Source organism: Sphingobium fuliginis, from assembly GCF_015074805.1.
GTDB lineage: Bacteria > Pseudomonadota > Alphaproteobacteria > Sphingomonadales > Sphingomonadaceae > Sphingobium > Sphingobium fuliginis.
In genome coordinates, this window is sequence record NZ_CP060035.1 from 3,062,952 (window position 1) to 3,088,324 (window position 25,373).

At 65.4% G+C, this 25,373-nt stretch carries 27 protein-coding genes and 1 tRNA gene; 13 read left to right on the forward strand and 15 right to left on the reverse strand.

Annotation, left to right across the window (positions count from 1 at the left end; translation table 11 throughout):
• Window position 1 precedes the first annotated feature (1 nt).
• Together H5V43_RS14820 and paoA are read right to left on the reverse strand one after the other, a co-directional pair.
• Window positions 2–952 (reverse strand): FAD binding domain-containing protein, encoded by a 951-nt coding sequence (locus tag H5V43_RS14820; RefSeq protein WP_193666707.1) that lies wholly within the window; start codon window positions 950–952, stop codon window positions 2–4.
• Window positions 949–1,596 (reverse strand): aldehyde dehydrogenase iron-sulfur subunit PaoA, encoded by a 648-nt coding sequence (paoA, locus tag H5V43_RS14825; protein WP_193666708.1) that lies wholly within the window; start codon window positions 1,594–1,596, stop codon window positions 949–951. Before paoA ends, H5V43_RS14820 begins: the two co-directional genes overlap by 4 nt.
• Before the next feature lie 258 nt (window positions 1,597–1,854).
• Here paoA and H5V43_RS14830 point away from each other — a divergent pair.
• Both H5V43_RS14830 and H5V43_RS14835 read left to right on the forward strand, forming a co-directional pair.
• Window positions 1,855–1,929, forward strand: a tRNA-Gly gene (locus H5V43_RS14830).
• A 646-nt stretch (window positions 1,930–2,575) separates the two neighbouring features.
• Window positions 2,576–3,361: a S1/P1 nuclease gene (locus tag H5V43_RS14835; RefSeq protein ID WP_193666709.1), complete on the forward strand. Its 786-nt coding sequence runs from the start codon at window positions 2,576–2,578 to the stop codon at window positions 3,359–3,361.
• A gap of 132 nt (window positions 3,362–3,493) precedes the next feature.
• Here the strand turns inward: H5V43_RS14835 and H5V43_RS14840 are convergent, their stop codons facing one another.
• The gene (locus tag H5V43_RS14840; RefSeq protein WP_025551011.1) at window positions 3,494–3,961 is read right to left on the reverse strand and encodes a low molecular weight protein-tyrosine-phosphatase; all 468 of its coding nucleotides are present in this window, start codon (window positions 3,959–3,961) and stop codon (window positions 3,494–3,496) included.
• Window positions 3,958–5,412, reverse strand: coding sequence for a helicase HerA domain-containing protein (locus H5V43_RS14845; protein WP_025551013.1), 1,455 nt, complete (start codon window positions 5,410–5,412; stop codon window positions 3,958–3,960). The genes H5V43_RS14840 and H5V43_RS14845 overlap by 4 nt, the downstream gene beginning before the upstream one ends.
• A 138-nt stretch (window positions 5,413–5,550) precedes the next feature.
• On the opposite strand from H5V43_RS14845, the gene ppc reads away from it, so the two are divergent.
• Window positions 5,551–8,250 (forward strand): phosphoenolpyruvate carboxylase, encoded by a 2,700-nt coding sequence (ppc, locus tag H5V43_RS14850; RefSeq protein ID WP_193666710.1) that lies wholly within the window; start codon window positions 5,551–5,553, stop codon window positions 8,248–8,250.
• A 190-nt stretch (window positions 8,251–8,440) separates the two neighbouring features.
• On the opposite strand, the gene ruvC is transcribed toward ppc, so the two are convergent.
• From ruvC to H5V43_RS14875, 5 genes are all read right to left on the reverse strand, one after another.
• Window positions 8,441–8,932, reverse strand: coding sequence for a crossover junction endodeoxyribonuclease RuvC (gene ruvC, locus H5V43_RS14855; protein WP_025547533.1), 492 nt, complete (start codon window positions 8,930–8,932; stop codon window positions 8,441–8,443).
• A gap of 181 nt (window positions 8,933–9,113) precedes the next feature.
• On the reverse strand, window positions 9,114–9,857 hold the full coding sequence (locus tag H5V43_RS14860) for a YebC/PmpR family DNA-binding transcriptional regulator (RefSeq protein WP_007688711.1): 744 nt from the start codon (window positions 9,855–9,857) through the stop codon (window positions 9,114–9,116).
• Between the two features lie 68 nt (window positions 9,858–9,925).
• Window positions 9,926–10,252: a heavy metal-binding domain-containing protein gene (locus H5V43_RS14865; RefSeq protein WP_173664360.1), complete on the reverse strand. Its 327-nt coding sequence runs from the start codon at window positions 10,250–10,252 to the stop codon at window positions 9,926–9,928.
• Between the two features lie 23 nt (window positions 10,253–10,275).
• Window positions 10,276–10,518: a DUF2312 domain-containing protein gene (locus H5V43_RS14870; protein ID WP_007688707.1), complete on the reverse strand. Its 243-nt coding sequence runs from the start codon at window positions 10,516–10,518 to the stop codon at window positions 10,276–10,278.
• Between the two features lie 51 nt (window positions 10,519–10,569).
• The gene (locus tag H5V43_RS14875; protein WP_025547525.1) at window positions 10,570–10,869 is read right to left on the reverse strand and encodes a DUF1244 domain-containing protein; all 300 of its coding nucleotides are present in this window, start codon (window positions 10,867–10,869) and stop codon (window positions 10,570–10,572) included.
• Between the two features lie 102 nt (window positions 10,870–10,971).
• Between H5V43_RS14875 and pyk the strand changes: the two genes are divergently transcribed.
• Complete coding sequence (gene pyk, locus H5V43_RS14880; RefSeq protein WP_025547524.1) at window positions 10,972–12,429, forward strand: pyruvate kinase; 1,458 nt, start codon at window positions 10,972–10,974, stop codon at window positions 12,427–12,429.
• Window positions 12,430–12,482: 53 nt separating this feature from the next.
• Here pyk and H5V43_RS14885 read toward each other — a convergent pair whose 3' ends face one another.
• Window positions 12,483–13,109: an HAD family hydrolase gene (locus H5V43_RS14885; protein ID WP_025547522.1), complete on the reverse strand. Its 627-nt coding sequence runs from the start codon at window positions 13,107–13,109 to the stop codon at window positions 12,483–12,485.
• A 3-nt stretch (window positions 13,110–13,112) separates the two neighbouring features.
• Complete coding sequence (gene ykgO / locus H5V43_RS14890; RefSeq protein ID WP_004210176.1) at window positions 13,113–13,238, reverse strand: type B 50S ribosomal protein L36; 126 nt, start codon at window positions 13,236–13,238, stop codon at window positions 13,113–13,115.
• A 208-nt stretch (window positions 13,239–13,446) separates the two neighbouring features.
• Between ykgO and H5V43_RS14895 the strand changes: the two genes are divergently transcribed.
• Together H5V43_RS14895 and H5V43_RS14900 are read left to right on the forward strand one after the other, a co-directional pair.
• Window positions 13,447–14,061 carry a DUF4136 domain-containing protein gene (locus H5V43_RS14895; RefSeq protein ID WP_082718712.1) on the forward strand — a complete coding sequence of 205 codons (615 nt, stop codon included), beginning with the start codon at window positions 13,447–13,449 and terminating at the stop codon, window positions 14,059–14,061.
• A complete protein-coding gene (locus tag H5V43_RS14900) occupies window positions 14,058–15,188 on the forward strand; it encodes a M14 family metallopeptidase (protein WP_099185247.1) in 1,131 nt (376 codons plus the stop codon). Before H5V43_RS14895 ends, H5V43_RS14900 begins: the two co-directional genes overlap by 4 nt.
• A 17-nt stretch (window positions 15,189–15,205) precedes the next feature.
• Here the strand turns inward: H5V43_RS14900 and H5V43_RS14905 are convergent, their stop codons facing one another.
• The 3 genes from H5V43_RS14905 to purL all read right to left on the reverse strand — a co-directional run bounded on the left by H5V43_RS14905 (window position 15,206) and on the right by purL (window position 19,481).
• Window positions 15,206–15,925, reverse strand: coding sequence for a dienelactone hydrolase family protein (locus tag H5V43_RS14905; RefSeq protein WP_025547519.1), 720 nt, complete (start codon window positions 15,923–15,925; stop codon window positions 15,206–15,208).
• A 125-nt stretch (window positions 15,926–16,050) separates the two neighbouring features.
• Entirely contained in the window at window positions 16,051–17,220 is a 1,170-nt protein-coding gene (gene purT, locus H5V43_RS14910) for a formate-dependent phosphoribosylglycinamide formyltransferase (RefSeq protein WP_025547517.1), read from the reverse strand.
• A gap of 83 nt (window positions 17,221–17,303) precedes the next feature.
• Window positions 17,304–19,481 carry a phosphoribosylformylglycinamidine synthase subunit PurL gene (gene purL / locus H5V43_RS14915; protein ID WP_025547515.1) on the reverse strand — a complete coding sequence of 726 codons (2,178 nt, stop codon included), beginning with the start codon at window positions 19,479–19,481 and terminating at the stop codon, window positions 17,304–17,306.
• 105 nt (window positions 19,482–19,586) lie between these two features.
• On the opposite strand from purL, the gene H5V43_RS14920 reads away from it, so the two are divergent.
• Window positions 19,587–20,015: a DUF805 domain-containing protein gene (locus H5V43_RS14920; protein ID WP_025547513.1), complete on the forward strand. Its 429-nt coding sequence runs from the start codon at window positions 19,587–19,589 to the stop codon at window positions 20,013–20,015.
• Window positions 20,016–20,177: 162 nt separating this feature from the next.
• On the opposite strand, the gene H5V43_RS14925 is transcribed toward H5V43_RS14920, so the two are convergent.
• Entirely contained in the window at window positions 20,178–20,558 is a 381-nt protein-coding gene (locus H5V43_RS14925) for a hypothetical protein (RefSeq protein WP_025547512.1), read from the reverse strand.
• Window positions 20,559–20,725: 167 nt separating this feature from the next.
• Here H5V43_RS14925 and H5V43_RS14930 point away from each other — a divergent pair, with 167 nt between their 5' ends.
• The 6 genes from H5V43_RS14930 to aat all read left to right on the forward strand — a co-directional run bounded on the left by H5V43_RS14930 (window position 20,726) and on the right by aat (window position 25,348).
• Window positions 20,726–20,986 carry an exodeoxyribonuclease VII small subunit gene (locus tag H5V43_RS14930; protein ID WP_025547511.1) on the forward strand — a complete coding sequence of 87 codons (261 nt, stop codon included), beginning with the start codon at window positions 20,726–20,728 and terminating at the stop codon, window positions 20,984–20,986.
• Window positions 20,987–21,012: 26 nt separating this feature from the next.
• A complete protein-coding gene (locus tag H5V43_RS14935) occupies window positions 21,013–21,933 on the forward strand; it encodes a polyprenyl synthetase family protein (RefSeq protein ID WP_025547509.1) in 921 nt (306 codons plus the stop codon).
• A 4-nt stretch (window positions 21,934–21,937) separates the two neighbouring features.
• On the forward strand, window positions 21,938–22,450 hold the full coding sequence (gene coaD / locus H5V43_RS14940; protein ID WP_025547507.1) for a pantetheine-phosphate adenylyltransferase: 513 nt from the start codon (window positions 21,938–21,940) through the stop codon (window positions 22,448–22,450).
• A gap of 94 nt (window positions 22,451–22,544) precedes the next feature.
• The gene (locus tag H5V43_RS14945; RefSeq protein ID WP_025547505.1) at window positions 22,545–23,321 is read left to right on the forward strand and encodes a peptidylprolyl isomerase; all 777 of its coding nucleotides are present in this window, start codon (window positions 22,545–22,547) and stop codon (window positions 23,319–23,321) included.
• Between the two features lie 111 nt (window positions 23,322–23,432).
• A complete protein-coding gene (queA, locus tag H5V43_RS14950; RefSeq protein ID WP_025547503.1) occupies window positions 23,433–24,467 on the forward strand; it encodes a tRNA preQ1(34) S-adenosylmethionine ribosyltransferase-isomerase QueA in 1,035 nt (344 codons plus the stop codon).
• A 116-nt stretch (window positions 24,468–24,583) separates the two neighbouring features.
• The gene (aat, locus tag H5V43_RS23660) at window positions 24,584–25,348 is read left to right on the forward strand and encodes a leucyl/phenylalanyl-tRNA--protein transferase (RefSeq protein WP_044660376.1); all 765 of its coding nucleotides are present in this window, start codon (window positions 24,584–24,586) and stop codon (window positions 25,346–25,348) included.
• The last annotated feature ends 25 nt before the right edge of the window (window positions 25,349–25,373 follow it).

Genomic DNA, 25,373 nt, shown 5'->3' on the forward strand with positions numbered 1-25,373 from the left:
CTCAGGCCCCCTTCTGACGGTAGAGCGAGGCAAGGGTGCGGGCGGTCAGTTGCTGCTTGAACGCATTATGCGCGGTGGGCCGCGCCCCGCTGAGCGCCGCCTCCGCCACGGCCGCCGCGCCGGACGGGGCGGCGGCATCTGCGGCATCGGTACGCCAGGGCTTGGCCCCTATGCCCCCGAAGGCGAAGCGCGCCCGGCCGTCCTTCTCAAACACCGCCGCGACGGACACCAGCGCAAAGGCATAGGAGGCGCGGTCGCGCACCTTGCGATAGACATGGGTGCCGCCCAGAGGCTTTGGCAAGGTGACGGAGGTGATGAGTTCGCCGGGCTTCAGCGCATTTTCGATATGCGGCGTCTCGCCCGGCAGCAGGTGGAAATCCGCGATCGGGATGGAGCGACGGCCGCCATCGGCGCCCACCGTATCGACCTGCGCATCGAGCAGGCGCAGCGCCACCGCCATGTCGGAGGGGTGCTGAGCGATGCAGGCGTCGCTGGTGCCCAGGATCGCCAGGCTGCGGCTCATCCCCTTGAGCGCGCCGCAGCCGCTGCCGGGCTTGCGCTTGTTGCAAGGCATGCGCGTGTCGTAGAAATAGGGGCAGCGGGTGCGCTGGAGCAGGTTGCCCCCGGTCGTCGCCTTGTTGCGAAGCTGACCCGAAGCGCCGGCCAGCAGCGCGCGGCTGAGCACCGCATAATCGCGGCGGACGGCCTTGTCGGCCGCCAGATCGGTGTTGCGGACCAGCGCCCCGATCCTGAGGCCGCCTTCCGCTGTCGGCTCGATGCGGTCGAGGCCCAGATGATTGACGTCGATCAGATGGGTCGGCGTCTCGATCTGGAGCTTCATGAGGTCGAGCAGATTGGTGCCGCCCGCGATGAAGCGCGCGCCCTGGGTGCTGGCGGCTGTCCTGGCCGCATCTTCGACACTGGCGGCGCGGCTGTAGGTGAAGGGCCTCATGCCTTGTCCTCCGCAGTTCCATGGCCGGCGACTTCGCGGATCGCCGCGACGATGTTGGGATAGGCGGCGCAGCGGCAGATATTGCCGCTCATCCGCTCGCGCACCTCGCCCTCGGAAAAGGCCACGCGGTCGAGGTCCTCCGTGGCGTGGCTGGGGATGCCCGCCTCGATCTCCTCCAGCACCGCCACCGCCGAGCAGATCTGGCCGGGCGTGCAATAGCCGCATTGATAGCCGTCATGGGTGATGAAGGCGCGCTGCATCGGGTGAAGCTTTTCCGGCGTGCCGAGCCCCTCGATGGTGGTCACATGATCGCCCTCATGCATGACGGCGAGGGTGAGGCAGCTGTTGATCCGCCGCCCCTCGACGATCACCGTGCAGGCGCCGCACTGGCCATGGTCGCAGCCCTTCTTGGTGCCGGTCAGGTGGAGATGCTCGCGCAATGCGTCGAGCAGGGTGGTGCGGGGGTCGAGTTGCAGATGCACTTCCCGGCCGTTCACGGTCAATCCTACGGCGCTCATCTGGGCCTGCTCCTTCTGGCGTTGCGGGCGGGCGGGAGCAGCGGCCTGCGCGTCGCCCAGCACGGGAATGGCGGCGGCGGCGGCGCTGCCCTGAAGCAGGCCCCGGCGCGTCAACGGTTCTGGCATGCGATGCTCCTCCTCCTGCCCCCGCCATAGGAAGCGAAGGGCGATCATATTCGGTCGTTGCTCACTGATTTGACAGGCAGAATAGTAGCATATGGCCACGCGAGGCCAAGCCGCAAGGTGGGAAAAGCCACTATCGGGCGGGGAAATCCGGTGGGATCGGAAAAAAATGATTTTGTGCAGATTCTCCCTTGCCGAGGTGGGAAGCCGCTGCTAGTTGCCCCCCACCCGCCGAGAGGGACACTTCCTCCGGCCGCCAGAGCGGGCGTAGCTCAGGGGTAGAGCACAACCTTGCCAAGGTTGGGGTCGAGGGTTCGAATCCCTTCGCCCGCTCCAGATTTTCCTGCCCTTTTCAGGGCAGAACAGCCAAAAATCGAAAATCACACCCCACTCAATCTCCATAGATTGACCGGGTAAATGGCGCGTGGTTAGACGCGCCATTCTCTACTGTTAACTGCATCGCTCGCGTCGGTCCTTTCATTGGAACGTGCGCTTTAATGAGACTCTCTTTTAAGCCTCCTTCTTCATCGACCTGATGATCCGCATCGGGGCTTTCTTGCTTGTACATCCGAGATGCCAACCATTGCACGTTGCCGCGTGCTTTCCCAGCGACTTCCCCCGAAGCGTTGTAATGTCAGGCGGTAAAGACGATCTGCTTCGGGATAGCATTTAGCCGACAAGTAGCTGTCGGCAGCAGCTATGTGAGTCTCTGTATAAGGGTCGAGAACAGTGGCGAGCCGATGTTCTGAAATGACTTTTGTATAGTTTCCCTTGGCAGCTTCCTGAAGGATCAACTTGTCCAGCGTCAGGTCTCCGGTTCCGCTTCGCTCCACCTCCGTCCGGATATGGCGGCGATGAGCTTAATCCACCAACAAACCTATCGGTCCACTCAGTAGGGGCAGATCACTTTGTCAACGCAGCCTAGGGCAACCCTCTGAAAAAGCCCGCTGGTTCCGCCGGGGCAAAGCTGTATGAGGTCCTCATGCGCTTTGCCCTCCTCCTCGCCCTGCCGTTTCTCGCCGCTACGCCCGCCCAGGCCTGGGGACCGATCGGCCATCGCGTCACCGGCGCCATAGCTGATCGCAACCTGAGTGGCGCCGCACGCGCCCAGGTCCGCCTGCTGCTGGGGTCGGAAGATCTGGCCGAAGCGGCGACCTGGCCGGACGACATGCGGTCCGACCCCGCCGAATATTGGCGCAAGACGGCCAGCCCCTGGCATTATGTCACGGTGAGGGATGGCGATCGTTACACCGCCGCGGACGCGCCGAAGGAGGGGGACGCGATGACGGCGCTGACCCGCTTTACGGCGACGCTTCGCGACCCCAAGGCGTCGCTGGACGACCGCCGCATGGCGCTGCACTTCGTCGTTCACATCATTGGCGACCTGCATCAGCCGCTGCATGTCGGCGGTGGTGACGACCGGGGCGGCAATGATGTGAAGGTCACTTTCTTCGGCGCGCAGAGCAACCTGCATTCGGTCTGGGATTCCGGCCTGATCGACCAGCGCGCCCTGTCCTATTCGGAATATGCGGACTGGCTGTCGCGGTCGATCACGCCGGAACAGACGATTGCCTGGAGCCTGTGTGATCCGGACATCTGGACCCGCGAAAGCATCGCGCTGCGCAAGACCGTCTATCCGGCGGACCCGAACCTGTCCTGGGACTATGCCTATCGGCATCGCGCCGAGCTGGACGACCGGCTGCGGCGGGCAGGTGTCCGCATCGCCGCCTGCCTGAACGCGATTTTCGATTCGCCCCGGCAGCCCTAGGACCGGTCGACATTCCGTTCATGGTCGACGACTCGGAATGGCGGTCGCGAAAAACAGGGGTTTTCCGCTCAATGTGAAAAATGCGCCGGGTTTCCGGACCGAATTGAAGCGCATCGCGCTCCTGCGACCACTCTACCCCCGCTCCCGCAGCCGCTCCACGATGGCGCGCGCGGCCCGCGTGACATCGTCCCAGGTCATGTCGAAGCCGGCATCGTCCCCGAAATAGGGATCGGTCACGCTGCTCCCCTTGCGCCCTGGCACCAAATCCATCAGCAGCCGCACGTCTGCCGTCCCGTCCGAAGGCTGAATCCGCCGCAGATTCTTCAAATTTTCCGCATCCAGCGCGAAGACATGGTCGAACCGCCGGAAATCCCCCGCCGTCACCTGCCGCCCACGGTAGCCGGAAATGTCGATCCCATGCCGCAGCGCCACCGCCTGCGCGCGCCGGTCCGGCGGCGATCCGACATGCCAGTCGCCGGTACCCGCCGAATCCACCGTCACCGAAAGGCCCGCCCGCTCCGCCTCCGCACGCAAAGCCGCCTCCGCCAGCGGCGATCGGCAGATATTCCCCAGGCACACGAACAGGACCGAAGCGCTCATCCCTCGGCCGCCGCCGTGCTCAGGCCCAGTTGCGGCACGCCGATCGACCGCCGCCCGCCGAAATCGGTGCGCGCCACGATCACGCCCAGCTTTTCCATATAATCGATCAACCGCCGCACGCGCCCCGGCGAACTGGTGCCATAGGCGCGCGCCAGCGCCACATCGTCGGGGCAGGGCAGCCCCTGCATCGCCGCCCGCGCAATCAGCAGGAAGGGAGCGAGCATATCCTCCGGCACAGGTTCGGCGGCCTTAATCGCATCGGCCCAGCGCGGGTCGGCGGCATCGAACATGCCCGCCTGCGCCATGGCGAATCGCTTGCGGAAAGCGGGCAGGTCGAGCGGCGGCTGGCGCAGTCCCTTCATCCGGCAGCGGACGCCGAAATCCTGATAGAGCGTCGACACGCTGGGCTGCGCCTCGCCCAGATCGGCTACGATCTCCTCCAGCACGGCGATCACCACCGGCTCGTTCTGGCCAAAGTCCAGTTCCGGCGCCGCGGGCTTGGCCGAAGGCGCGGCGGCAAGGGCGCGCATCAACTCCTCCGCAGGCAAGGCCGGCGGCTCGGCGCGGGGTGGGGGCGGGGGCAGCGCCTCTTCCTCGCCCGCGCCCGCGAACAGCAATTCCTGCAAATCCTCCGTCGCGGCGACAGGCGGCGGCATCAGCTTGTGCGTGCCGCCGCGCGTGCTGGTCTTCACCGACCCGATCTTCACCGCCACCGGCCGTCGACAGATGGCCGGGCCCAGGGCCAGAAAGCGGCCGCGCTCCAGGTCGCGGATCTGCTCCGCCTGCCGCCGCTCCATGCCCAAAAGGTCCGCCGCCCGCGCCATGTCGATGTCGAGGAAGGTGCGCCCCATCAGGAAGTTCGATGCCTCGGCCGCGACATTTTTGGCGAGCTTCGCCAGCCGCTGCGTCGCGATCACGCCCGCCAGGCCGCGCTTGCGCCCCCGGCACATCAGGTTCGTCATGGCCGCCAGCGAAAGCCGCCGCGCCTCGTCCGACACATCGCCCGCCGCCACGGGGGCGAACATCTGCGCCTCGTCCACCACCACCAGCGCGGGATACCAGTGGTCGCGCGGCGCATCGAACAGCGTCGACAGGAAAGTCGCGGCGCATTTCATCTGCGCCTCCAGCTCCAGCGATTCCAGACTGAGCACCACGGATGCGCGATGCTCGCGTATGCGCATCGCCATCTTGACGATCTCGCGCTCATTATAGTCGCCCGCGTCGATCACCACATGGCCATATTCATCCGCCAGCGTGACGAAATCGCCCTCCGGATCGATCACGACCTGCTGGACCAGCGCGGCGCTTTCCTCCAGCAGGCGGCGCAGCAGATGCGACTTGCCGGACCCTGAATTGCCCTGGACGAGCAGACGGGTGGCAAGCAATTCCTCGACATCGACCAAAACGGCATTGCCGTTGCTGTCATTTCCTATGCTGATGCTGGCGGTCACGGATTTCCTTTGGCCCATGGCGGGGGCTTCGCGCAAGTGCACAGAATAAGGATGCCGTCCTCCTGCCCTCGCGGGATCACGTCGCGTGATGCGGATTCCCTTGACCATCCCATTGTTGCGATGCAGCATCGATCCATCATGGCGACTCTTGCATCCTCTCCCGCTCCTGCGATCACGCAGAACCCGGACATCCGCTTTCTCGGTCGTTTGTTGGGCGACGTCATCCGCGCCTATGGCGGGGAGAAAATCTACAAGCAGACCGAATATATCCGCTCCGCCTCGGTCGATCGGGCGCGCGGCCTGCACGGCGCGGACGTGGTCGACACCGGACTCGACGCGCTGAGCCTCGACGACACGCTGAGCTTCGTGCGCGGCTTCATGCTCTTCTCGATGCTGGCCAATCTGGCCGAGGACCGCCAGGGCGTCGCTGCCGAGCCGGGGGCCGACGTCGCCTCCGCCGTCGAAAAGCTGCGGTCCCATGGAATAGAGCGCGAGGCGGTGCTCGACCTGCTGTCCCATGCCCTGATCGTGCCGGTCCTGACCGCTCACCCGACCGAGGTGCGGCGCAAGAGCATGATCGACCACAAGAACCGCATCGCGGACCTGATGCTGCTCAAGGACGGCGGCCGGACGGAAACCGATGAGGGCGAGAATCTGGACGAGGCGATCTTCCGCCAGATCGCGCTGCTGTGGCAGACCCGGCCGCTGCGCCGGGAAAAGCTGTTCGTCGCGGACGAGATCGAGAATGTCCTCGCTTATTTCCGCGACGTTTTCCTGCCCGTGCTGCCCGCCCTCTACGCCCGATGGGAACGGGTGCTGGGCGCCCGCCCGCAGAGTTTCCTGCGCGTCGGCAACTGGATCGGCGGCGACCGCGACGGCAATCCCTTCGTTCAGGCGCCGCAGCTTCGGCTCGCGCTCGCCAGGGGCTGCGAGGCTGCGCTGGGCTTTTATATGGATGCGCTCCACGCCCTTGGCGCGGAACTGTCGCTCTCGACCGAACTGGCCGATGTGTCGCAGGCCGTTCTGGACCTGGCCGACGCCAGCGGCGACGTCTCGCCCAGCCGTCAGGACGAGCCCTATCGCCGGGCGATTTCCGGCATCTATGCCCGTCTGGCCGCCACCTACCGGTCGCTGGTCGGCAAGGCGCCGTCCCGCCCCTCGACGCTCAAGGGCGAACCCTATGCCAGCCCCGCCGACCTGCGCCGCGACCTGGTGACGGTCGCGCAGGGGCTGGCGAGCGAAGGCAATGGCGCCCTGGCGACCGGCGGCGCGCTTGGCCGCCTGATCCGCGCGGTCGAAACCTTCGGTTTCCATCTCGCCACGCTCGACATGCGACAGAACAGCGATGTCCATCAGAGCGTGGTGGCCGAACTGCTGAAAGTCGCGGGGGTCGAAGCGGACTATGCCGGCCTCGACGAATATGCCCGCATCGCCCTGCTTCGGCGGGAGCTGGCGAACAACCGGCCGCTGGGCACGGCCTTTTTCGAATATTCGGAACAGACCGCGTCCGAACTCGCCATCGTCCATTCGGCTGCGGAGGCGCATCGCATCTACGGCCCGCAATGCATCACCCATTATATCATCTCCAAGGCGGAGAGCGTTTCCGACCTGCTCGAGGTGAACATCATCCTCAAGGAAGCGGGTCTGTGGCGCGCGGGCACGGAGGGCGCGCCGCCGCAGGCCGCGATCATGGCCGTGCCGCTGTTCGAAACCATCGCGGATCTCGAGGCCGCGCCCAAGATCATGGCCGCCTATTTCGGCCTCCCCGAAATAGGCGGCGTGGTGCGGGAACGCGGCCATCAGGAAGTGATGATCGGCTATTCCGACAGCAACAAGGACGGCGGCTACATCACCTCCACCTGGGGGCTGTTCCAGGCGAGCAAGGCGCTGGCCCCCGTCTTTGCCGAAGCGGGCACGGCGATGCAGCTATTCCATGGCCGCGGCGGCGCGGTCGGGCGTGGCGGCGGTTCTTCCTTCGCGGCGATACAGGCGCAGCCCAAGGGCACGGTGCAGGGCCGCATCCGCATCACCGAACAGGGGGAGGTGATCGCCGCCAAATTCGGCACCCGCGACGTCGCCATGACCAATTTGGAAGCGATGACCAGCGCGACCCTGCTCGCCAGCCTGGAACCCGAAGTCCTGTCCGATCGCGATGCCGCCCGCTTCGCCGCCGCCATGGACCAACTGTCGAAGACCGCCTTCGCCGCCTATCGCGATCTGGTTTATGGTACTGAGGGCTTCAAGGAATTCTTCCGGCAATTGACCCCCATCCAGGAAATCTCCGGGCTCAAGATCGGCTCCCGTCCGGCCAGCCGCACCAAGAGCACCCGGATCGAGGATCTGCGCGCCATCCCCTGGGTGTTCAGCTGGGCGCAGGCGCGGGTGATGTTGCCGGGTTGGTATGGGGTCGGCCATGCGCTTTCCGCCTTCGAGGACAAGGCGCTGCTGGCCGACATGGCGCAGCACTGGTCCTTCCTGCAATCGGCGCTCGCCAATCTGGAGATGGTGCTGGCCAAGTCCGATCTGGGAATCGCTGCTCACTATCTGCCGCTGGTCGAAGATCAGGCGCGGGGCGCGGAGATTTTCGACCGCATCCGCGCCGGTTGGGACATGGCCCATGACGGCTTGCTCGCCGCCACCGCCCAGTCGCGGCTGCTGGAGAAGAATCCCAAGCTCGACACGTCGATCCGCCTGCGCCTGCCTTATATCGAGCCGCTGAACCTTCTTCAGGTCGAACTGATGAAGCGCCACCGCAGCGGCGAGGACGACCCGCGCATCAAGGAAGGCATAGAATTGTCGATCAACGCGATCGCCACGGCGCTGAGGAATAGCGGATAGGGGTGGAATCAGGACATTCCCCCTCCCGCAGGCGGGAGGGGGCTAGGGGGTGGGCTGGCGCGACATCAGCGTGAATTTTCAACGGCTAAGCTGGAAGCTCGCTACGCTCGCGCCCACCCCTAACCCCTCCCGTTTACGGGAGGGGAATGTCTTGGATTGGCCAGTTCCCGCCCCGGGTCGCCCCACCCTTCTACTTCCGCGGAATCCTTCGTGCGCTGGCCAGATGATGGGCGTGCGTGATCGCTACGGCCAGGGCGTCCGAGGCATCGGGTCCTGCGATCTTTGCGCCGGGGAGGAGGCGGGAGACCATGGCGTGGACCTGTTCCTTCGATGCATTGCCGACGCCGACCACGGATTTCTTGACGAGCCGGGCAGCATATTCGCCTACTTCCATGCCGGATCGCGAAGCCGCCAGCAGCACCACGCCACGGGCCTGGCCGAGTTTGAGCGTCGACTGCGGGTTCACGTTGAGGAACACCTCTTCGACAGCCGCGCCATTGGGTTGGTGTTCGAGGATGAGGTCGGTCAGCGCCAGATCGAGCACCAGCAGCCGGCTGGCCAGCGCCATGCCTGAATCGGTCTTAATCTGGCCGTTGGAGATATGGGTGAGGCGGTTGCCGTCCGCGGCGATCAGGCCCCAGCCGGTCGTGCCAAGGCCCGGGTCCAGGCCCAGGATGATCATGATATTCCCCTCGTCCCTTCACGGGAGAGGACAGGGAGGCTCGCCGGTCCGCCGGACGGGCCCGTCTGGAGGGAGACCGGACCGGGCGCGTCGGCTGCCGCGTCCTCCCGGCTTCGCCCGAGCGGCAGGGCCGCCAGGGCTTCGCATCCCTCTCCCCGCAGGGGAGAGGGAAGGGGAAGGATCAACCCAGCTTCTCCATGACTTCGTCGGAAACTTCGTAATTGCCCCAGACGGTCTGGACGTCGTCATCGTCTTCCAGCGTGTCGACCAGCTTCATCAGCGTTGCCGCATTGCTCTCGTCCACCTCGACGGTGGTCTGTGGCTTCCATGCGAGCTTGGCGCCTTCGGCCGGACCGAGCTTGGCCTCCAGCGCCCTGGCGACTTCGTGCAGCGCGTCCATGGCGGTCCAGATCTCATGCTCGTCCTCGTTCGAGGAGACGTCGTCCGCACCCGCTTCCAGCGCCGCTTCGAAGATCGCGTCGGCATCGCCCGCGCTCGCCGGATAGGTGATGAGGCCCATGCGGTCGAAACCGTGGCTGACCGCGCCCGAAGCGCCCAGATTGCCGCCATTCTTGGAAAAGGCCGTGCGGACGTTGGTCGCGGTGCGGTTGCGGTTGTCGGTCAGCGCCTCGACGATGATGGCCACGCCGCCGGGACCATAGCCCTCGTAACGGATTTCCTCGTAATTCTCCATGTCGCCGCCGATCGCCTTGTCGATCGCGCGCTGGATATTGTCCTTTGGCATGGACTGCGCCTTGGCGGCGTTGACCGCAAGGCGGAGGCGCGGGTTCATGTCCGGGTCGGGCATGCCCATCTTCGCCGCCACGGTGATTTCGCGCGACAGCTTGGAGAACATCGAGGAACGCTTCTTGTCCTGCGCGCCCTTGCGATGCATGATGTTCTTGAATTTGCTATGGCCGGCCACGGCCTGCTCCTGACTTGTCTGTTTGTTCGATGCGGGCTCTCTAGCGAGCGCGCCCTCGATGCGCAATGTCAGACGAGGATCGCGGTGCCCGAGGCGGTCACCATCAGCATCGACCCGCTGGACCCGACGGTCTCATAATCCAGGTCGACGCCGACGACCGCATTGGCGCCCAGCGCCGCGGCGCGGGTGCGCATTTCCGCGATCGCCTGTTCGCGGGCACGCTGGAGCACGTCCTCATAGGCGCCTGAGCGCCCGCCGACGATGTCGCGCACGCTGGCGAACAGGTCGCGGAACAGGTTTGCGCCCACGATCACCTCGCCGGTGACGATGCCGAGATATTCCTTCGCAGGCCGGCCTTCCAGCGAAGGGGTGGTGCTGACGATGATCCCGGTCATGGACGCTCTCCCCGCGCTGCGATTTATTCGATGCCCAGCGCCGTCTTGTATGTTTCCAACAGCGCTTCTGCTTCCATGCGGGCATTGCGCTCCATCTTGCGCAGGCGGACGATGGACCGCATCGTCTTCACGTCATAGCCATTGGCCTTCGCCTCCAGATAGACGTCCTTTATATCGTCCGCGATGCCCTTCTTTTCCTCTTCCAGGCGCTCGATGCGCTCGATGAAGAGGCGTAGCTGTTCGGCGGCGACATTGCCATCGCTCATGGGAATCTCCAGTAAGTGTGAATCGGTTGATGAATCGGTCGGCGCCTGCCTCTAATGATTGTCGGCGTTCTTCGCCACACTCTCCTGCATGCGGGCGATCTGTTCCGGCGTTGCCTCGCCCTGATGGCGGGATTTCCATTCGGCAAAGGGCATGCCATGGATGATCTCCCGCGCTTCCTCCCTGCCGATCGTGCCGTCCGCCTCCGCGATCCAGTCGGCCAGGCAGTTGCGGCAGAAGCCCGCCGTTCCCATCAGGTCGATATTCTGGACATCGGTGCGGTGCTGCAAATGCGCCACCAGCCGTCGGAAGGCGGTTGCGGCAACCGCATCACTGAGTATGTTATCGCTCACGGCGAACCTTTCGCTGATCATCATCCTGTCGTGCAGCACGGATAAACGAAAACCGCGCCCTGGCAAACCAGAGGCGACCATGACGGCCAGGAGACAAGAGGAATGACGAAATTACCGCCCCGTTCGCGCAAGGTCCGCATATTGGCGACCCTTGGCCCCGCGAGCGACAGCCCGGAAATGATCCGGGCGCTGTTCGTCGCCGGGGCCGACGCTTTCCGCATCAATATGAGCCATGGCGCGCATGAGGATCATGCCGCGCGCATCGCGACGATCCGGGCGCTGGAAAAGGAATTCGGACGTCCTACGACAATCCTGGGCGACCTTCAGGGGCCGAAGCTGCGCGTCGGGACATTCGATCGCGGGCTGGCGGTGCTGGAAACGGGCGCGGCCTTCGTGTTCGACAGCGATCCTGCGCCGGGCGATGCGACGCGGGTCAACCTGCCCCATCCGGAGATCTATGCGGCTCTGGTGCCCGAAACCCGGCTGTTGCTGGACGACGGCAAGATGGTGCTGCGGGTCAAGAAGGTGGCGGAGGATCGCATCGACACGGTGGTCGAGGTCGGCGGTACCCTTTCCAACCGCAAGGGCGTGAACGTGCCCGATGTGGTCGTGCCGGTGCCGGCGCTGACCGAAAAGGACCGGCGCGACCTGAGCTTCGCGGTCGAGCAGGGCTGCGACTGGATCGCCCTGAGCTTCGTCCAGCGGCCGGAGGACCTGGCCGAGGCGCGCAAGCTGATGGGCGGCTATGGCGCATTGATGGCGAAGATCGAGAAGCCGGCGGCTGTCCAGCGGCTGGAGGAGATCATCGAACTGGCCGACGGCGTGATGGTGGCGCGGGGCGACCTTGGCGTGGAACTGCCGCCCCAGGCGGTGCCGCCGCTGCAGAAGCAGATCGTGGCGACCGCGCGCCGCATGGGTCGGCCCGTCGTGGTGGCGACGCAGATGCTGGAATCCATGATCAAGGCGCCGACGCCCACCCGCGCCGAAGTGTCCGATGTCGCGACCGCGGTCTATGACGGGGCCGACGCGATCATGCTGTCGGCGGAAACGGCGGCGGGCGACTGGCCGGTCGAGGCGGTGACGATGATGGACAGCATCGCCCATAGCGTGGAGCGCGATCCGGGCTATTTCGGGCGGCTGCACTATACCGAGACGAAGCCCGATCCCACCACCGCCGATGCGCTGGCGGAGGGCGCCGGCAGCATCGTGTCCGTCGTCGGGGCGAGCGCGATAACCTGCTTCACCTCTTCGGGCAGCACCGTGCGCCGCGTGGCGCGCGAGCGGCCGATGACACCGATCCTGGCGCTGACGCCGCGGCAGGATACGGCGCGCAAGCTGGGGCTGACCTGGGGCGTGCATGCCGTCCGGACCAAGGACATCGGCACGTTCGAGGAGATGATCGGCAAGGCCCGCCGCATGGCGCTGCGCCACGATATGGTCGAGAAGGGCGGCAAGATCGTCGTGCTGGCCGGCGTGCCTTTCGGGACGCCGGGGTCGACCAATGTGCTGCATGTGGCCGCGATTCGCGGAGATGAGCTGAGGGGCCGGGACGAGGGCTGAATGCCGATCGGTCCTGAGGGTCGTGCTCCTGCCTTCGCAGGGGCACGTCCAGCTTAGACGGTTGGGCTTCGAAGCAACGCCAGCTCTGCCAGTTCCCGGCGCAGCGTCGCCGCATCGCGGAACAGGTGGCCGCGCATGCCTTCCGCCTCGGCCGCCAGGACATTTTCCTCGCGGTCATCAATGAACAGCGCCTGTTCCGCGCTCAAACCGAATCGCTCCAGCGCCAGCCGGTAGATCGCGGGGTCGGGCTTCACCAGCTTTTCCGCGCCGGAGACCACGATGTCGCGGAAGGGGGCGAACAGCGCCGACTCCCGAGCATGGAATGGCGCCCAGAATTCATGGCTGAAATTGGTGATGGCGAAGAGCGGAATGCCGCCCTCGTGCAATTCAAGGACGATCTCCGGCATGCCCTCGACTGCCGGTCCTACGCTGTCGATGAACTTCTCGCCCCAGAGGCGAATCAGCGCCGCATGTTCGGGATGGCGCGCGATCAGCTCTGCGCTGGTTTCCGCGAACGGGCGGCCCTGGTCATGCTGGAAGTGCCAGTCCAGCGTCACCACGTCCCGGAGAAACGCATCGAGCGCCCGATCGTCATCGATCAGGCGCTCGTACAGAACCCTTGGGGTCCAGTGATACAAGACATTGCCAACGTCAAAGACGACGGCGGCAATATCCGCCATGAATCAGCCCTGGCGGGCCTTGAAGCGGCGGTTGGTCTTGTTGATGACATAGGTGCGGCCGCGACGGCGGATCACGCGGTTATCCCGGTGACGGCCCTTGAGCGACTTGAGCGAATTGCGGATCTTCATGGAACCAGCCTTTGAATGAATCTTGCGTGATCGAAAATCGAAGCGCAGCCCCTATGGGCGGGACGGCCGAAAGTCAAGGGCGGCCGCCCGCTTTTCGCTCCATCGCCGCGCCGTTCATCCTGCATGCAGCAAATCCGTGGCTTGACGCTTTTAAGGGATTAGCGGCGCGGTGTCGTGTAGAGGCTGTTCATCCCCTGGAGTGCCATCCATGTCGAATCCGTCCATGTTGAAGAAGATCGTCCTTCCGTCCCTGCTGGCCCTGGGGCTCAGCGGCTGCGCCACGGCTGTTCCACCCGTGGAGGTGACGCGGTTCCATATCGACGATCCGGCGCGCAACGGGACCATCGCCGTCGAGGAAATGGCCGGCAACCCCGATGTCGGCCTGGAATTCCGCACCTATGCCGCCGCGGTCGAGCAGGAATTGCAGCGCGTGGGCTTCACCACGGCTGCACAGGGGGCGAAGAGCGACTATGTCGCGCTGGTGAGTTTTCGCCGCACCTTCCGCGAACCCGAAAGCTATGGCGCCAATGGCAAGCCGGTAAGCGTCGGCGTGGGCGGCGCGGTGGGCAGCGGCGGCTATTCCGGCCTGGGGCTGGGCATCGGCATCAACCTGTCGGGCAAGCCCAAGGGGCAGGTCTTCACCGAATTGCAGGTGCAGATACGCCGCCGCGCCGATTCGACCACCATCTGGGAGGGCCGGGCGCAGACTGGGGCGCGGGAGGGAACGCCCGCATCGCAGCCGGGTTTGGCGGCGCAGAAGCTGGCGACGGCATTGCTGGGGGGCTATCCGGGCGAATCGGGGCGGACTATAACCGTCAGATGAGCATCTCGATCACAAGCGCCTTCGACAGCGGCAATATTCGCGTTCTTTCCATTTCCGCCACGTCCGCAGGCGTCCGCGCCGAGCTGGAGATCGTCAAAGACCGGCAGAGCGACTTCTACCAATGGTTCCACTTCCGCGTGGCTGGCGTGGCCGGGCGGGAAGTCGAACTGGCGATCGTCAATTGCGGCGCGTCGGCCTATCCCGACGGCTGGCCAGGCTATAAGGCGCGCTATAGCGAGGATCGGGAGAATTGGCTGCTGGCGGACACCGGCTATGCCGACGGGACGCTGACGATCCGTCTTTCGCCCGACAGCAATGCGGTGTGGCTCGCCTATTTCGCGCCCTATTCGATGGAACGGCACCATGATCTGGTCGCCTGGGCGGCGTCCCAGCCGGGGGTGGAGCATCGCGAACTGGGGCTGACGCTCGACAGGCAGCCGCTCGACCTGCTGGTGCTGGGGGAAGGACCGAAGAAGGTCTGGCTCTACGCCCGCCAGCATCCGGGCGAAAGCATGGCCGAATGGTGGATGGAGGGCGCGCTGGAGCGGCTCTGCGACGAGGAGGACGCCGTGGCGCGGCTGCTGCGCAGGGAGGCGACCTTCTACATCGTGCCGAACATGAATCCGGACGGCAGCCGTCGCGGCCATTTGCGGACCAACGCCGTGGGCATCAACCTCAACCGCGAATGGCATGAGCCGTCGATGGAGAAGAGTCCGGAGGTATTCCTGGTGCGCGGGGCGATGGATGAGGTCGGGGTCGACTTCGCCATGGACGTGCATGGCGACGAGGCGATCGCGGCTGTGTTCCTGGCCGGGTTCGAGGGCATCCCCTCCATCACGGAGCGGCAGTCGGCCTTGTATCGCCGCTATCGCGACACGCTGGCCGCCCGGACGCCCGATTTCCAGACGAGGAAGGGCTATCCCACCGCGCCGGCGGGCAAGGCGAACCTGTCCATGTCCACCAACCAGTTGGCCGAGCGCTTCGGCGCCGTGGCAATGACGCTGGAAATGCCGTTCAAGGATAATGACGACCTGCCGGACGCCGATTTCGGCTGGTCGCCGGCGCGGTCGATCCAACTCGCCAAGGACTGCCTGGGCGTGCTGGCGGAGATGATCGACGAAATCTGAACCCGGCCGGCCGCGGTTCAGCCGAAGAGATCGCCCAGGAAATCGGCCATCGCGCGGAAGCTGCGGCGGTCGGCTTCGGGATTATAGGCCAGGCCCCTTTCGGGCATCTTCGCGTCATGGTCGGTGAAGGCGTGCCCGGTATGGCCATAGGCATGGATCTGCCAATCGCATCCCGCTTCGGTCAGTTCCTTCGCCAGCGCGACCGTGGCTTCCGGCGGCGCGATCGGATCGTCCCAGCCGTGGCAGATCAGCAGCCGCGCGGTGATCTTCGCATGGGGAAGGGGCGGCGCATCATAGACGCCGTGGAAGCTGACGCCGCCTGCAATATCCGCTCCTGAACGGGCAAGGTCGAGCACGCATTTGCCGCCGAAGCAGAAGCCGATCGCCGCGGTCCGGCTCTCGTCCGCCTCATCGAGCGATTTCAGCAGCGCATGGGCGGCGTTCGTCCGGTCCCGCAGCAAAATGCGGTCATCATTGAGTTCGGCCATGTAGCGGCCCATGTCCGGATCGGCGCGGCTGGTCCGCTTGCCCTGGCCGAACACATCCGCGACGAGCACGGTGTAACCGATCGCCGCGACCTTTTCGGCATAGGCGAAATCGGCCTCCTTGGTGCCCAGAACATTGGGGAAAAGCAGGATGGCGGGACGCGGAGCGGCGGCGGCATCGTCGAACACGGCCATGCTCTCGAACTGACCGCCAGGGCCTTCATGCACGGTGACGCGGCGGGTGATGGTCATGAAAGGCTCCTTGCTTCGGGGTCGGGACGCATGTTGGGACGCCATGCGGGATTGGCAAGATTGGGCCAGTTGCGGATGTTGGCACCTCCCCTTCAAGGCGAGGGGCCTAATGGCGGGAAACCGCCCTATCGACCATGGATGATCCGCACTTTCGATGCAGCCTCGGCCGCGACGGCGCGGGCCTGGTCTGCGTCGACCGCGCGGGCCAGGGCGACGCCCATGCGGCGATAGGGGCGGGTCGTCGGCTTGCCGAACAGGCGCAGATCGACTTCCCCACCGGGCGTCGAGAGCGCTTCGGCCAATCCTTCGAACCGAAAGTCATCCGATTCCCGATCCGCCAATATCACCGCCGAAGCCGCGGCCCCATGCAGCGTCACTTCCGGCACCGGCAGGCCCATGATCGCGCGGGCGTGAAGATCGAATTCGCTCCAGTTCTGGGAGATCAGGGTCACCATGCCGGTATCGTGCGGCCGGGGCGAGAGTTCGGAGAAGATGACATCCTCTCCCTTCACGAAGAACTCCACGCCGAAAATGCCGTAGCCGCCCAGATTGTCGACCACCTTGCGCGCCATGTCCTGGGCGGCGGCCAGCGCGCCGCCGGACATGGGCGTGGGCTGCCAGCTTTCCTGATAGTCGCCGCGTTCCTGCCGATGGCCGATAGGCGGACAGAAGCTGACGCCGTCACGGCTGCGCACGGTCAGCAGCGTGATCTCATAGTCGAAGGCGATGAATTCCTCGACGATCACCCGGCTGCGGTCGCCGCGCATGTTCGCGACTGCATAGTCCCAGGCGGCTTCCAGTTCCTCAATCGTGCGGACCGTGCTCTGGCCCTTGCCGGATGAGGACATGACCGGCTTGATGACGCAGGGAAGGCCGGTATGCGCCGCCCCCGCCCGCACTTCCTCCAGCGTTTCGGCGTAGCGATAGCGGGAGGTGCGCAGCCCCAGTTCGACCGCGGCGACTTCGCGAATGCGGTCGCGGTTCATGGTCATGATGGTGGCGCGGGCCGAAGGGACGACCGTCACGCCGCGCGCCTCGAAATCGGCCAGGACCTCGGTGCGGATCGCCTCGATTTCGGGGACCACGAAGTCGGGCCGATGCTTTTCGATGGCTTTGGCGAGCAGGTCGGCGTCAAGCATGGAGAAGACTTCAAACCCGTCCGCCACCTGCATGGCAGGCGCGCCCGCATAGCTGTCGCAGGCGATGACCTGCGCGCCGAGGCGCTTGGCGGAGATCACGAATTCACGACCCAGTTCGCCCGAGCCCAGAAGGAGGATCTTCGCGGTAAAGGCCATGGCGGGACTCCTCGAAATGGACATCTTCAGCGCATTCAGCGCAGCGTGCTCCTGCCGGGGCAGGAGCACGTCGTTTCTATTCTTTAAAGTTCAGCGTCCATCAGTGCCGGGAAGAAGCCCTCATGGGCGCTGCGCAGGTCCGCCAGCGCCACGCCTGCCACCTTGTCGCCGCCAGTCGTGCCGATGCGAAGCGCGCCTGGAATGTCCACCCCCTGGGCGGCGGCGACGATGTACCGGCCCTGATCCTCGCCAAAGGCGCTGGCGGTCGTAAGGACGATGCTCAGCTCCGCGCCGATCTTCCCGGCCAGCGCCATTTCCGTCACCGCGACCAGCAGGCCGCCGTCGGAAATGTCATGCACCGCATTGACCTTGCCTTCCGCGATCAGCGCCCGGACGGTTTCGGCATGGGCACGCTCCGCCGCCAGATCGACCTTCGGCGCCTCGCCCGCTTCCCGGCCGGCAATCTCGCGCAGCCAGATCGACTGGCCGAGATGGCTGCCTTCCCCGCCGATCAGCCAGATGGCGTCGCCCTCATTCTTGAAGGCCACGGTCGCCATCCCGTCGATGTCCTGGAGCAGGCCGATGCCGCCGATCGCCGGGGTGGGCAGGATCGCCGATCCGCCGCCGGTCGCCTTGGATTCATTGTACAGGCTGACATTGCCCGACACGATCGGGAAATCCAGCGCGCGGCAAGCCTCCCCCATGCCTTCCAGGCAGCCGGTGAACTGCGCCATGATCTCTGGCCGCTGCGGATTGGCGAAGTTCAGGCAATTGGTGACGGCGAGCGGCGTCGCGCCGACGGCGCTGATGTTGCGATAGCATTCCGCGATCGCCTGCTTGCCGCCCTCATAGGGGTCCGCATAGCAATAGCGCGGCGTGCAGTCGGTGCTGATCGCGATGCCCTTCCGCGTGCCATGGACGCGCACCACCGCCGCGTCGCCGCCGGGGCGCTGCACCGTGTCGGCGCCCACCATATGATCGTACTGCTCCCAGATCCAGCGGCGAGAGGCGATGTCAGGCGATCCCATCAGCCTGACGAGATCGGCGCCGATGTCGGCGCTCTCGCTGATCTCGCCCAAGGGCTGCACGCCCGACCAGGCCTTATATTCATCCTTCGCCATCGCCGGACGGTCGTAGAGCGGCGCATCGTCGGCCAGCGGAGCCAGCGGAATGTCGCACACCGTCTCGCCCTTGTGGACCAGCACCATGCGGCCGGTATCCGTCACATGGCCGATCACCGCGAAGTCCAGCTCCCACTTGCGGAAAATGGCTTCGGCAAAGGCTTCCTTGCCCGGCTGGAGCACCATGAGCATGCGCTCCTGCGACTCCGACAGCATCATCTCATAGGCGGTCATGCCGGTTTCGCGCTGCGGCACATCGTCCATGTTGAGCTGGATGCCGACGCCGCCCTTGGACGCCATTTCCACCGAGGAGGAGGTGAGGCCCGCCGCGCCCATGTCCTGGATCGCGACGATCGCGTCGGATGCCATGAGTTCGAGGCAGGCTTCGATCAACAGCTTTTCGGTGAAGGGATCGCCGACCTGCACCGTCGGGCGCTTGGCGTCGGCGTCGTCGCCGAAGTCCGCCGAGGCCATGGTCGCGCCATGGATGCCGTCACGGCCGGTCTTCGAACCCACATAGACGATCGGATTGCCGATGCCCGAAGCGGCGGAATAGAAGATCTTGTCCGTTTCCGCGACGCCCACGGTCATCGCATTGACCAGGATGTTGCCGTCATAGGCGGGATGGAAATTCACCTCGCCGCCTACGGTCGGCACGCCGACGCAATTGCCGTAGCCGCCAATGCCATGCACCACGCCGCTGATGAGGTGCTTCATCTTCGGATGGTCGGGCCGCCCGAAGCGCAGCGCGTTCATGTTCGCCACCGGCCGCGCGCCCATGGTGAAGACGTCGCGCAAAATGCCGCCCACGCCCGTCGCCGCGCCCTGATAGGGTTCGATATAGCTGGGGTGGTTGTGGCTCTCCATCTTGAAGATCGCGGCCTGGCCGTCCCCGATGTCCACCACGCCCGCATTTTCACCGGGGCCGCAAATGACCTGCGGCCCTTCCGTGGGCAGCTTCTTCAGATGGATTCGCGAACTTTTGTAAGAGCAATGCTCCGACCACATCACCGAGAAAATGCCGAGTTCGGTGAGATTCGGCTCCCGGCCGAGCGCGTTCAGGACGCGATCATATTCTTCCGGGGAAAGCCCATGGTCTGCGACGACCTGCGGCGTGATCTGGGATGCGGTGCTGGACATGTGCGCGCCTTTAGCGGGGGAGCGCCCGATAGACAATGCTGAGGCTCGCGCCCGGGCGAAAACATGATAGCTTTCCCGGCGGGACGAACAAAAGGGGAGTTGCCCATGGAATGGATGCTGTTGCCGCTTCGTCGCTACGCCAAATTCTCGGGCCGGGCGCGGCCGCGCGAATATTGGATGTTCGTCCTGTTCCTGCTGCTCTGTTATATCGGCGTCGCGATGGTCGAGGGGATATTGGGCCTCAGCACGACCGATCACTGGTTCCAGCGCGGCCCCTGGTGGGCGGGCGCGGGCTACAGCACCCGCGGTGGTCCGCTGACGGGGCTGTTCACACTGGCGATGATCATTCCCCATATCGCGGTTTCCGTCCGCCGCCTGCACGATACCGACCGCAGCGGCTGGTGGCTGCTGATCGTCTTCTTCCCGATCATCGGCAGCATCGTCCTGCTGATCTTCTTCATCATGAGCGGCACGCGGGGGCCCAACCGCTTCGGCCCCGATCCGGTCGAGGTGGGAGAGCCGGAATTGCGTTGAGCGCGTCGGTCCGGGCGTGCATGATTGGGCGGTTCAAGCCATTCCCCCTCCAGTAGGCGGGAGGGGGAATGGCGTCGATTGGCCACATTCTCGCAAACTCCAAAGAAAAAGGCCGGCCTCCATGGGGAGGGCCGGCCCGCACTTGCAGGAAAACGGAAAGGATCAGGCCTTGCAGCTCAGCGCGCTCTTGCCCGGCAGGGTGGCGGTGATCTGCTTGCCCGAGCCCTCGACCTTGAAGCCGCCGCCTTCGAAGGGCTTGCCCGCCTCGGCAGCGGTCAGCTTCGTGGGGGCGCCGTCCTTTTCGGTGCGCACGTTCACCGTCTTGTCGTCGCTCATGAAGTCGACGAAGATCAGGCTGTTGTCCTTGCAGCGATATTGATGGCTTTCCTTCACCATCGGCGGCAGTTCGACGGGAGCGGCATTGGCCAGTTTTTCGGCCATGGGATCGGCGGGGCCGCCCACCACTTCGGGTTCGTCATTCTTGTTGCAGGCGGACAGCAGCGCAAGCGCCGCCACGGAGATCAGGGGGAGATGATATTTCATAGCGGTCCTTCTATGTGCACTAGCCACGCCAAGCGTCAACGCAAAACTGCCACGAGTCCGCCAGCCAGTGGCGCGACGTCATGACGTTTTCGTGAATGGCGGCCGGAATCGGCCCCCAGGGCCCATGCGGGCTTGACCGGGCGGGCGGGGGTCGCCAATGCAGGGACATGGCGCAAGACAGCATGACCCATGAGGGCGATCCGTCGCAGATGTCGTTCGAAGATGCGCTGCGCGCGCTCGAATCGATCGTCCGGCGGCTGGAGAGCGGGGATGTGCCGCTCGACGAATCCATTTCGCTCTATTCGCAGGGCGAGGAACTGCGGAAACGCTGCATGGAACGGCTGCAGGCGGCCGAAGCGCGCATCGCCAAGCTGACGATCGACGCCGGCGGCGCCGTGACCGGCGCTCAACCCTTCGGTTCGGACTGAGCGTGCAGCGTGCGGGAGAGGCGGCCATGAGCGGACCCGACTCCGCCTCGCCTCGGTCGATCGGTCTGGTGGCCGACCGCGCTGCGGCGGTGGCGGCCGACATCGACCGCCTGTTCGACGCGCTGCTGGCGGTTCCCGACGACCCGCGCCGGCGCCTGCACGAAGCGATGCGCCATGCGGCCATGGGCGGAGGCAAGCGGCTGCGTCCGCTGCTGGTGCAGGCGGCCAGCGACCTGTTCAACATCTCGCGGGATTCGGCGCTGCGGGTCGGCGTCGCGGTGGAATGCATCCATGTCTACTCGCTGGTGCATGACGATCTTCCGGCGATGGACGACGACGACCTTCGCCGGGGCAAGCCGACCGTGCACAAGGCATTTGACGAGGCGACGGCGATCCTCGCGGGCGATTGCCTGCACGATCTGGCTTTCGAAGTGCTGGCGGACGAGGAGACGCATCCCGATCCTTTCGTCCGGGTCGAGCTGGTGAAGGCGCTGGCCGTCGCCAGCGGCACCAGCGGCATGGCGGGCGGCCAGATGATGGACCTGGAGGCGGAGAAGACCAGCTTCGACCTGCCCACGGTCACGCGGCTCCAGCAGTTGAAGACCGGCGCGCTGATCGGCTTCTGCGTCGATGCGGCGGCGATCATGGCCCGCATCCCGCCGGAGGGGCGGACGCGCCTGCACGGCTATGCCCGCGACATCGGCCTTGCCTTCCAGATCGCGGACGACCTGCTCGACGTCGAGGGGGACGCCGTTCTCGCCGGCAAGGCGCTGGGCAAGGACGCGGCGGCGGGGAAGGAAACTTTCGTCTCCCTGCTGGGGGTGGAGCGGGCGCGGGAACAGGGCCGCCTGCTGGTCGAGCAGGCGAAGGCGCATCTGCACGGCTTCGGGCCGGAGGCCGACCTGCTGCGCGCCATTGCCGACTATATCGTGGAAAGGGATCGTTAGGGGCATGAGCAAGCAGAGGGTGGGGGTCTATCCCGGGACATTCGATCCGATCACCTTGGGTCATATGGACATCATCCGGCGCGGCGCGAAGCTGGTCGACAAGCTGGTGATCGGCGTCACCACCAACATCTCCAAATCCCCGATGTTCTCCGACGATGAACGGCTGGATATGGTGCGGCGCGAATGCGCGGGCATCGACACGGAAATCGTCGTCACGGGCTTCAACTCGCTGCTGATGGACTTTGCCGAATCGCAGGGGGCGAGCGTCATCATCCGGGGCCTGCGCGCCGTCGCTGACTTCGAATATGAATATCAGATGGCGGGGATGAACCAGCAGATCAACGGCCGGGTCGAAACCGTTTTCCTGATGGCGGACGTGTCGTTGCAGCCGATCGCTTCCCGTCTGGTCAAGGAAATCGCGCTCTATGGCGGGCCGATCCACAAATTCGTCAGCCCCGCCGTGCGCGAGGAAGTGGAGGCGCGGGTCGCCGCCATCGGCCTGAAAGGGCAGGGCTGAAGGCTCCACTCATCCTTCGTTCAGTTGCCAATCGCGAAGAGGGCGCTATCAGGGCAAGTTCGCACCTGGGCAAAATTTGAGGAAAGCTTCATTCATGCGGTTCACGTCGGCGCTCAAGACCGTGGCGATCGGTTTCGCTCTCTATGCATCGAGCGGCGCGGCCCTGGCCCAGGGCGGCGGTGGGCGCAATGCCGAGGAGATGAAGAAGGAGGAGGCGGCCGTGCGCGCGGAGCAGGCCGCTAAGCAGCTCGGCCTCGACCCCGCTTCCAAGCTGCCGCCGGCCACGGTACCTGTCGATCCCCAGAATGTCTGGGATCTGGACCTGTCGAGCGGCGGCCGCGTACGCATCCAGTTGCGTCCCGACATCGCGCCTGGCCATGTCGAGCGGATCAAGGAGCTGACGCGCCAGGGCTTCTACAACGGGCTCAAATTCCACCGCGTCATTCCCGGCTTCATGGCGCAGGGCGGCGACCCCAAGGGGGACGGGACCGGGGGGTCGACGCTGCCGGACCTGAAGGCCGAATTCAATCCGATGCCGCACCTGCGCGGCACCGTCTCCATGGCCCGCGCCCAGAGCGAGGACAGCGCGAACAGCCAGTTCTTCATCGTCTTCCTGCCGCGCATGCAGCTCGATAAGAAATATACGGTGTTCGGCCGCGTGATCGAGGGCATGCAATATGTCGATGCCATCCATCAGGGCGAACCGCCCGCCGATCCGACCATCATCCTCCAGGCCTCGATCGAAAGCGACGGCAGACCGCCGGTGACGGCACTGCCGACGCCGCCTGCTCCGCCCGCGCCCTCGATCGTCGCGCCGCCGGCGAAGAAGCCCGCGCCCGCAAGGAAGCCGGCCGCGCCGAAGAAGAAATAGTCAGGCCGGGTGAATGCGTGCTCCTGCGAAGGCAGGAGCCCAGTCCCGCCGCCTGAACTGGGCTTCTGCCTTCGCAGGAGCACTTGATATGCTGTTCTAGAGCATTCGACCATGCGCGTAGATCTGTTCGATTTCGACCTCCCGCCTGAAAGCATCGCGCTTCGCCCTGCTTTCCCGCGCGACGCGGCCCGGCTGCTGCTGGTGCCCGGCGACGCGCCCTTCCAGGACCGGATCGTGCGCGATCTGCCCGACCTGCTGCGCGCCGGCGACGTGCTGGTGTTCAACGACACCAGGGTCATTCCCGCCCAATTGGAGGGGATGCGCGGCCAGGCCAGGGTCGGCGCCACGCTCCACAAGCGGCTCGGTCTGCGCCAATGGCAGGCCTTCCTCCGCAACGCCAAGCGGGTGCGTGATGGCGACCGGATCGACTTCGGCAATGGCGTCACCGCTGTGGCCGGCCCGCGCGACGAGGACGGTGGCGTCACGCTCTGCTTCGAGGGTGAGGAGCCGGTCGAGCTGTTGCTGGAACGGGCGGGCCGGATGCCGCTGCCCCCCTATATCGCCAGCAAGCGCCCGACCGACGAGCGCGACCGCAGCGATTACCAGACCATGTTCGCGCGGGAGGATGGCGCGGTCGCCGCCCCCACGGCGGCGTTGCACTTCACGCCCGAATTGATGGCCGCGGTCGAAAAAGCCGGCGTCCGGACCGAAACGCTGACGCTGCATGTCGGCGCCGGCACCTTCCTGCCCGTAAAGGCGGACGATACGGACGATCACCGGATGCATGCCGAATGGGGGCGGATCGACCAGGCGACGGCGGATCGCCTCAACGCCGCACGGGCGGCCGGCGGCCGGCTGATCGCGGTCGGCACCACCAGCCTGCGCCTGCTGGAAAGCGCGACGGGGGAGGACGGCATCATCCGTCCTTTCGCGGACGAGACGCGGATATTCATCACGCCGGGCTATCGTTTCCGCGCAGTCGACGGGTTGATGACCAATTTCCACCTGCCCAAATCGACCCTGTTCATGCTGGTAAGCGCCTTGATGGGCACGGAGAAAATGCTGTCGGTCTATCGGCACGCCATTGATCGCGGCTATCGTTTCTACAGCTATGGCGATTCCAGCCTGCTTCTGCCCCAGCCTTAAGACCGTTCATGTTGATGCTCCATCGACCGCGGATGGGGCCTCCCGTTTTGCAAGGCGGTCCAAGGAATGAAAGTCGCACTGGCGCGCTGCCCTGTCTCGCGTTAAGTCTTTCTTTGATGACGATTGACCCGCTGGTGCTGTTGCAGGCTTACGCGATCGGCGTGTTTCCCATGTCCGACGATCGCGAGGCGGAGGAGGTGTACTGGATCGAGCCGAAGCGACGGGCGATCATGCCGCTCGACGGTTTCCACATCTCCCATTCGCTGGCCAAGACGATCCGGCGGGAGCGGTTTCGGGTCACCGCCAATCGGGATTTCACAGGCATCGTCCGGCTCTGCGCAGAAGCCGCGCCGGACCGCCCGTCCACCTGGATCAACCATCCGATCGAGCGTGCCTATCGCCATCTGCATGAAATAGGTTTCGCCCACTCCGTTGAGGTGTGGGAGGGGGAGGAACTGGTCGGCGGCCTTTATGGCGTGGCGCTGGGGCGGGCCTTTTTCGGGGAAAGCATGGTGTCGCGGCGCGCCGATGCGTCGAAGGTGGCGCTGGCCTGGCTGACCGCCCGCATGCGTTTCGGCGGTTTCACCCTGCTCGACTGCCAGTTCATGACCGATCATCTGCGGTCATTGGGTGCGATCGAAATCAGCCAGCGCGACTATCTTCAATCATTGGCGGGCGCGTTGGACGGCGTGGCGCTGGGGGCGGGGCGGGGCGTGCTGGCGGCCGGTTCCGGCGTCTGGGCGGAGCTGGCATTTTCGCCGCTTGCCGGGGACGCCTTGGCCCGCGCGCCGTCCGACACTTCGCCCTTGTCGCCCAGCTTCACCGTATCGGGACCGGTTTCCGGCCATGACATCGTGCAGCTCCTGACCCAGACGTCGTAGACCGGGTGCTGCACGACATTGCGGT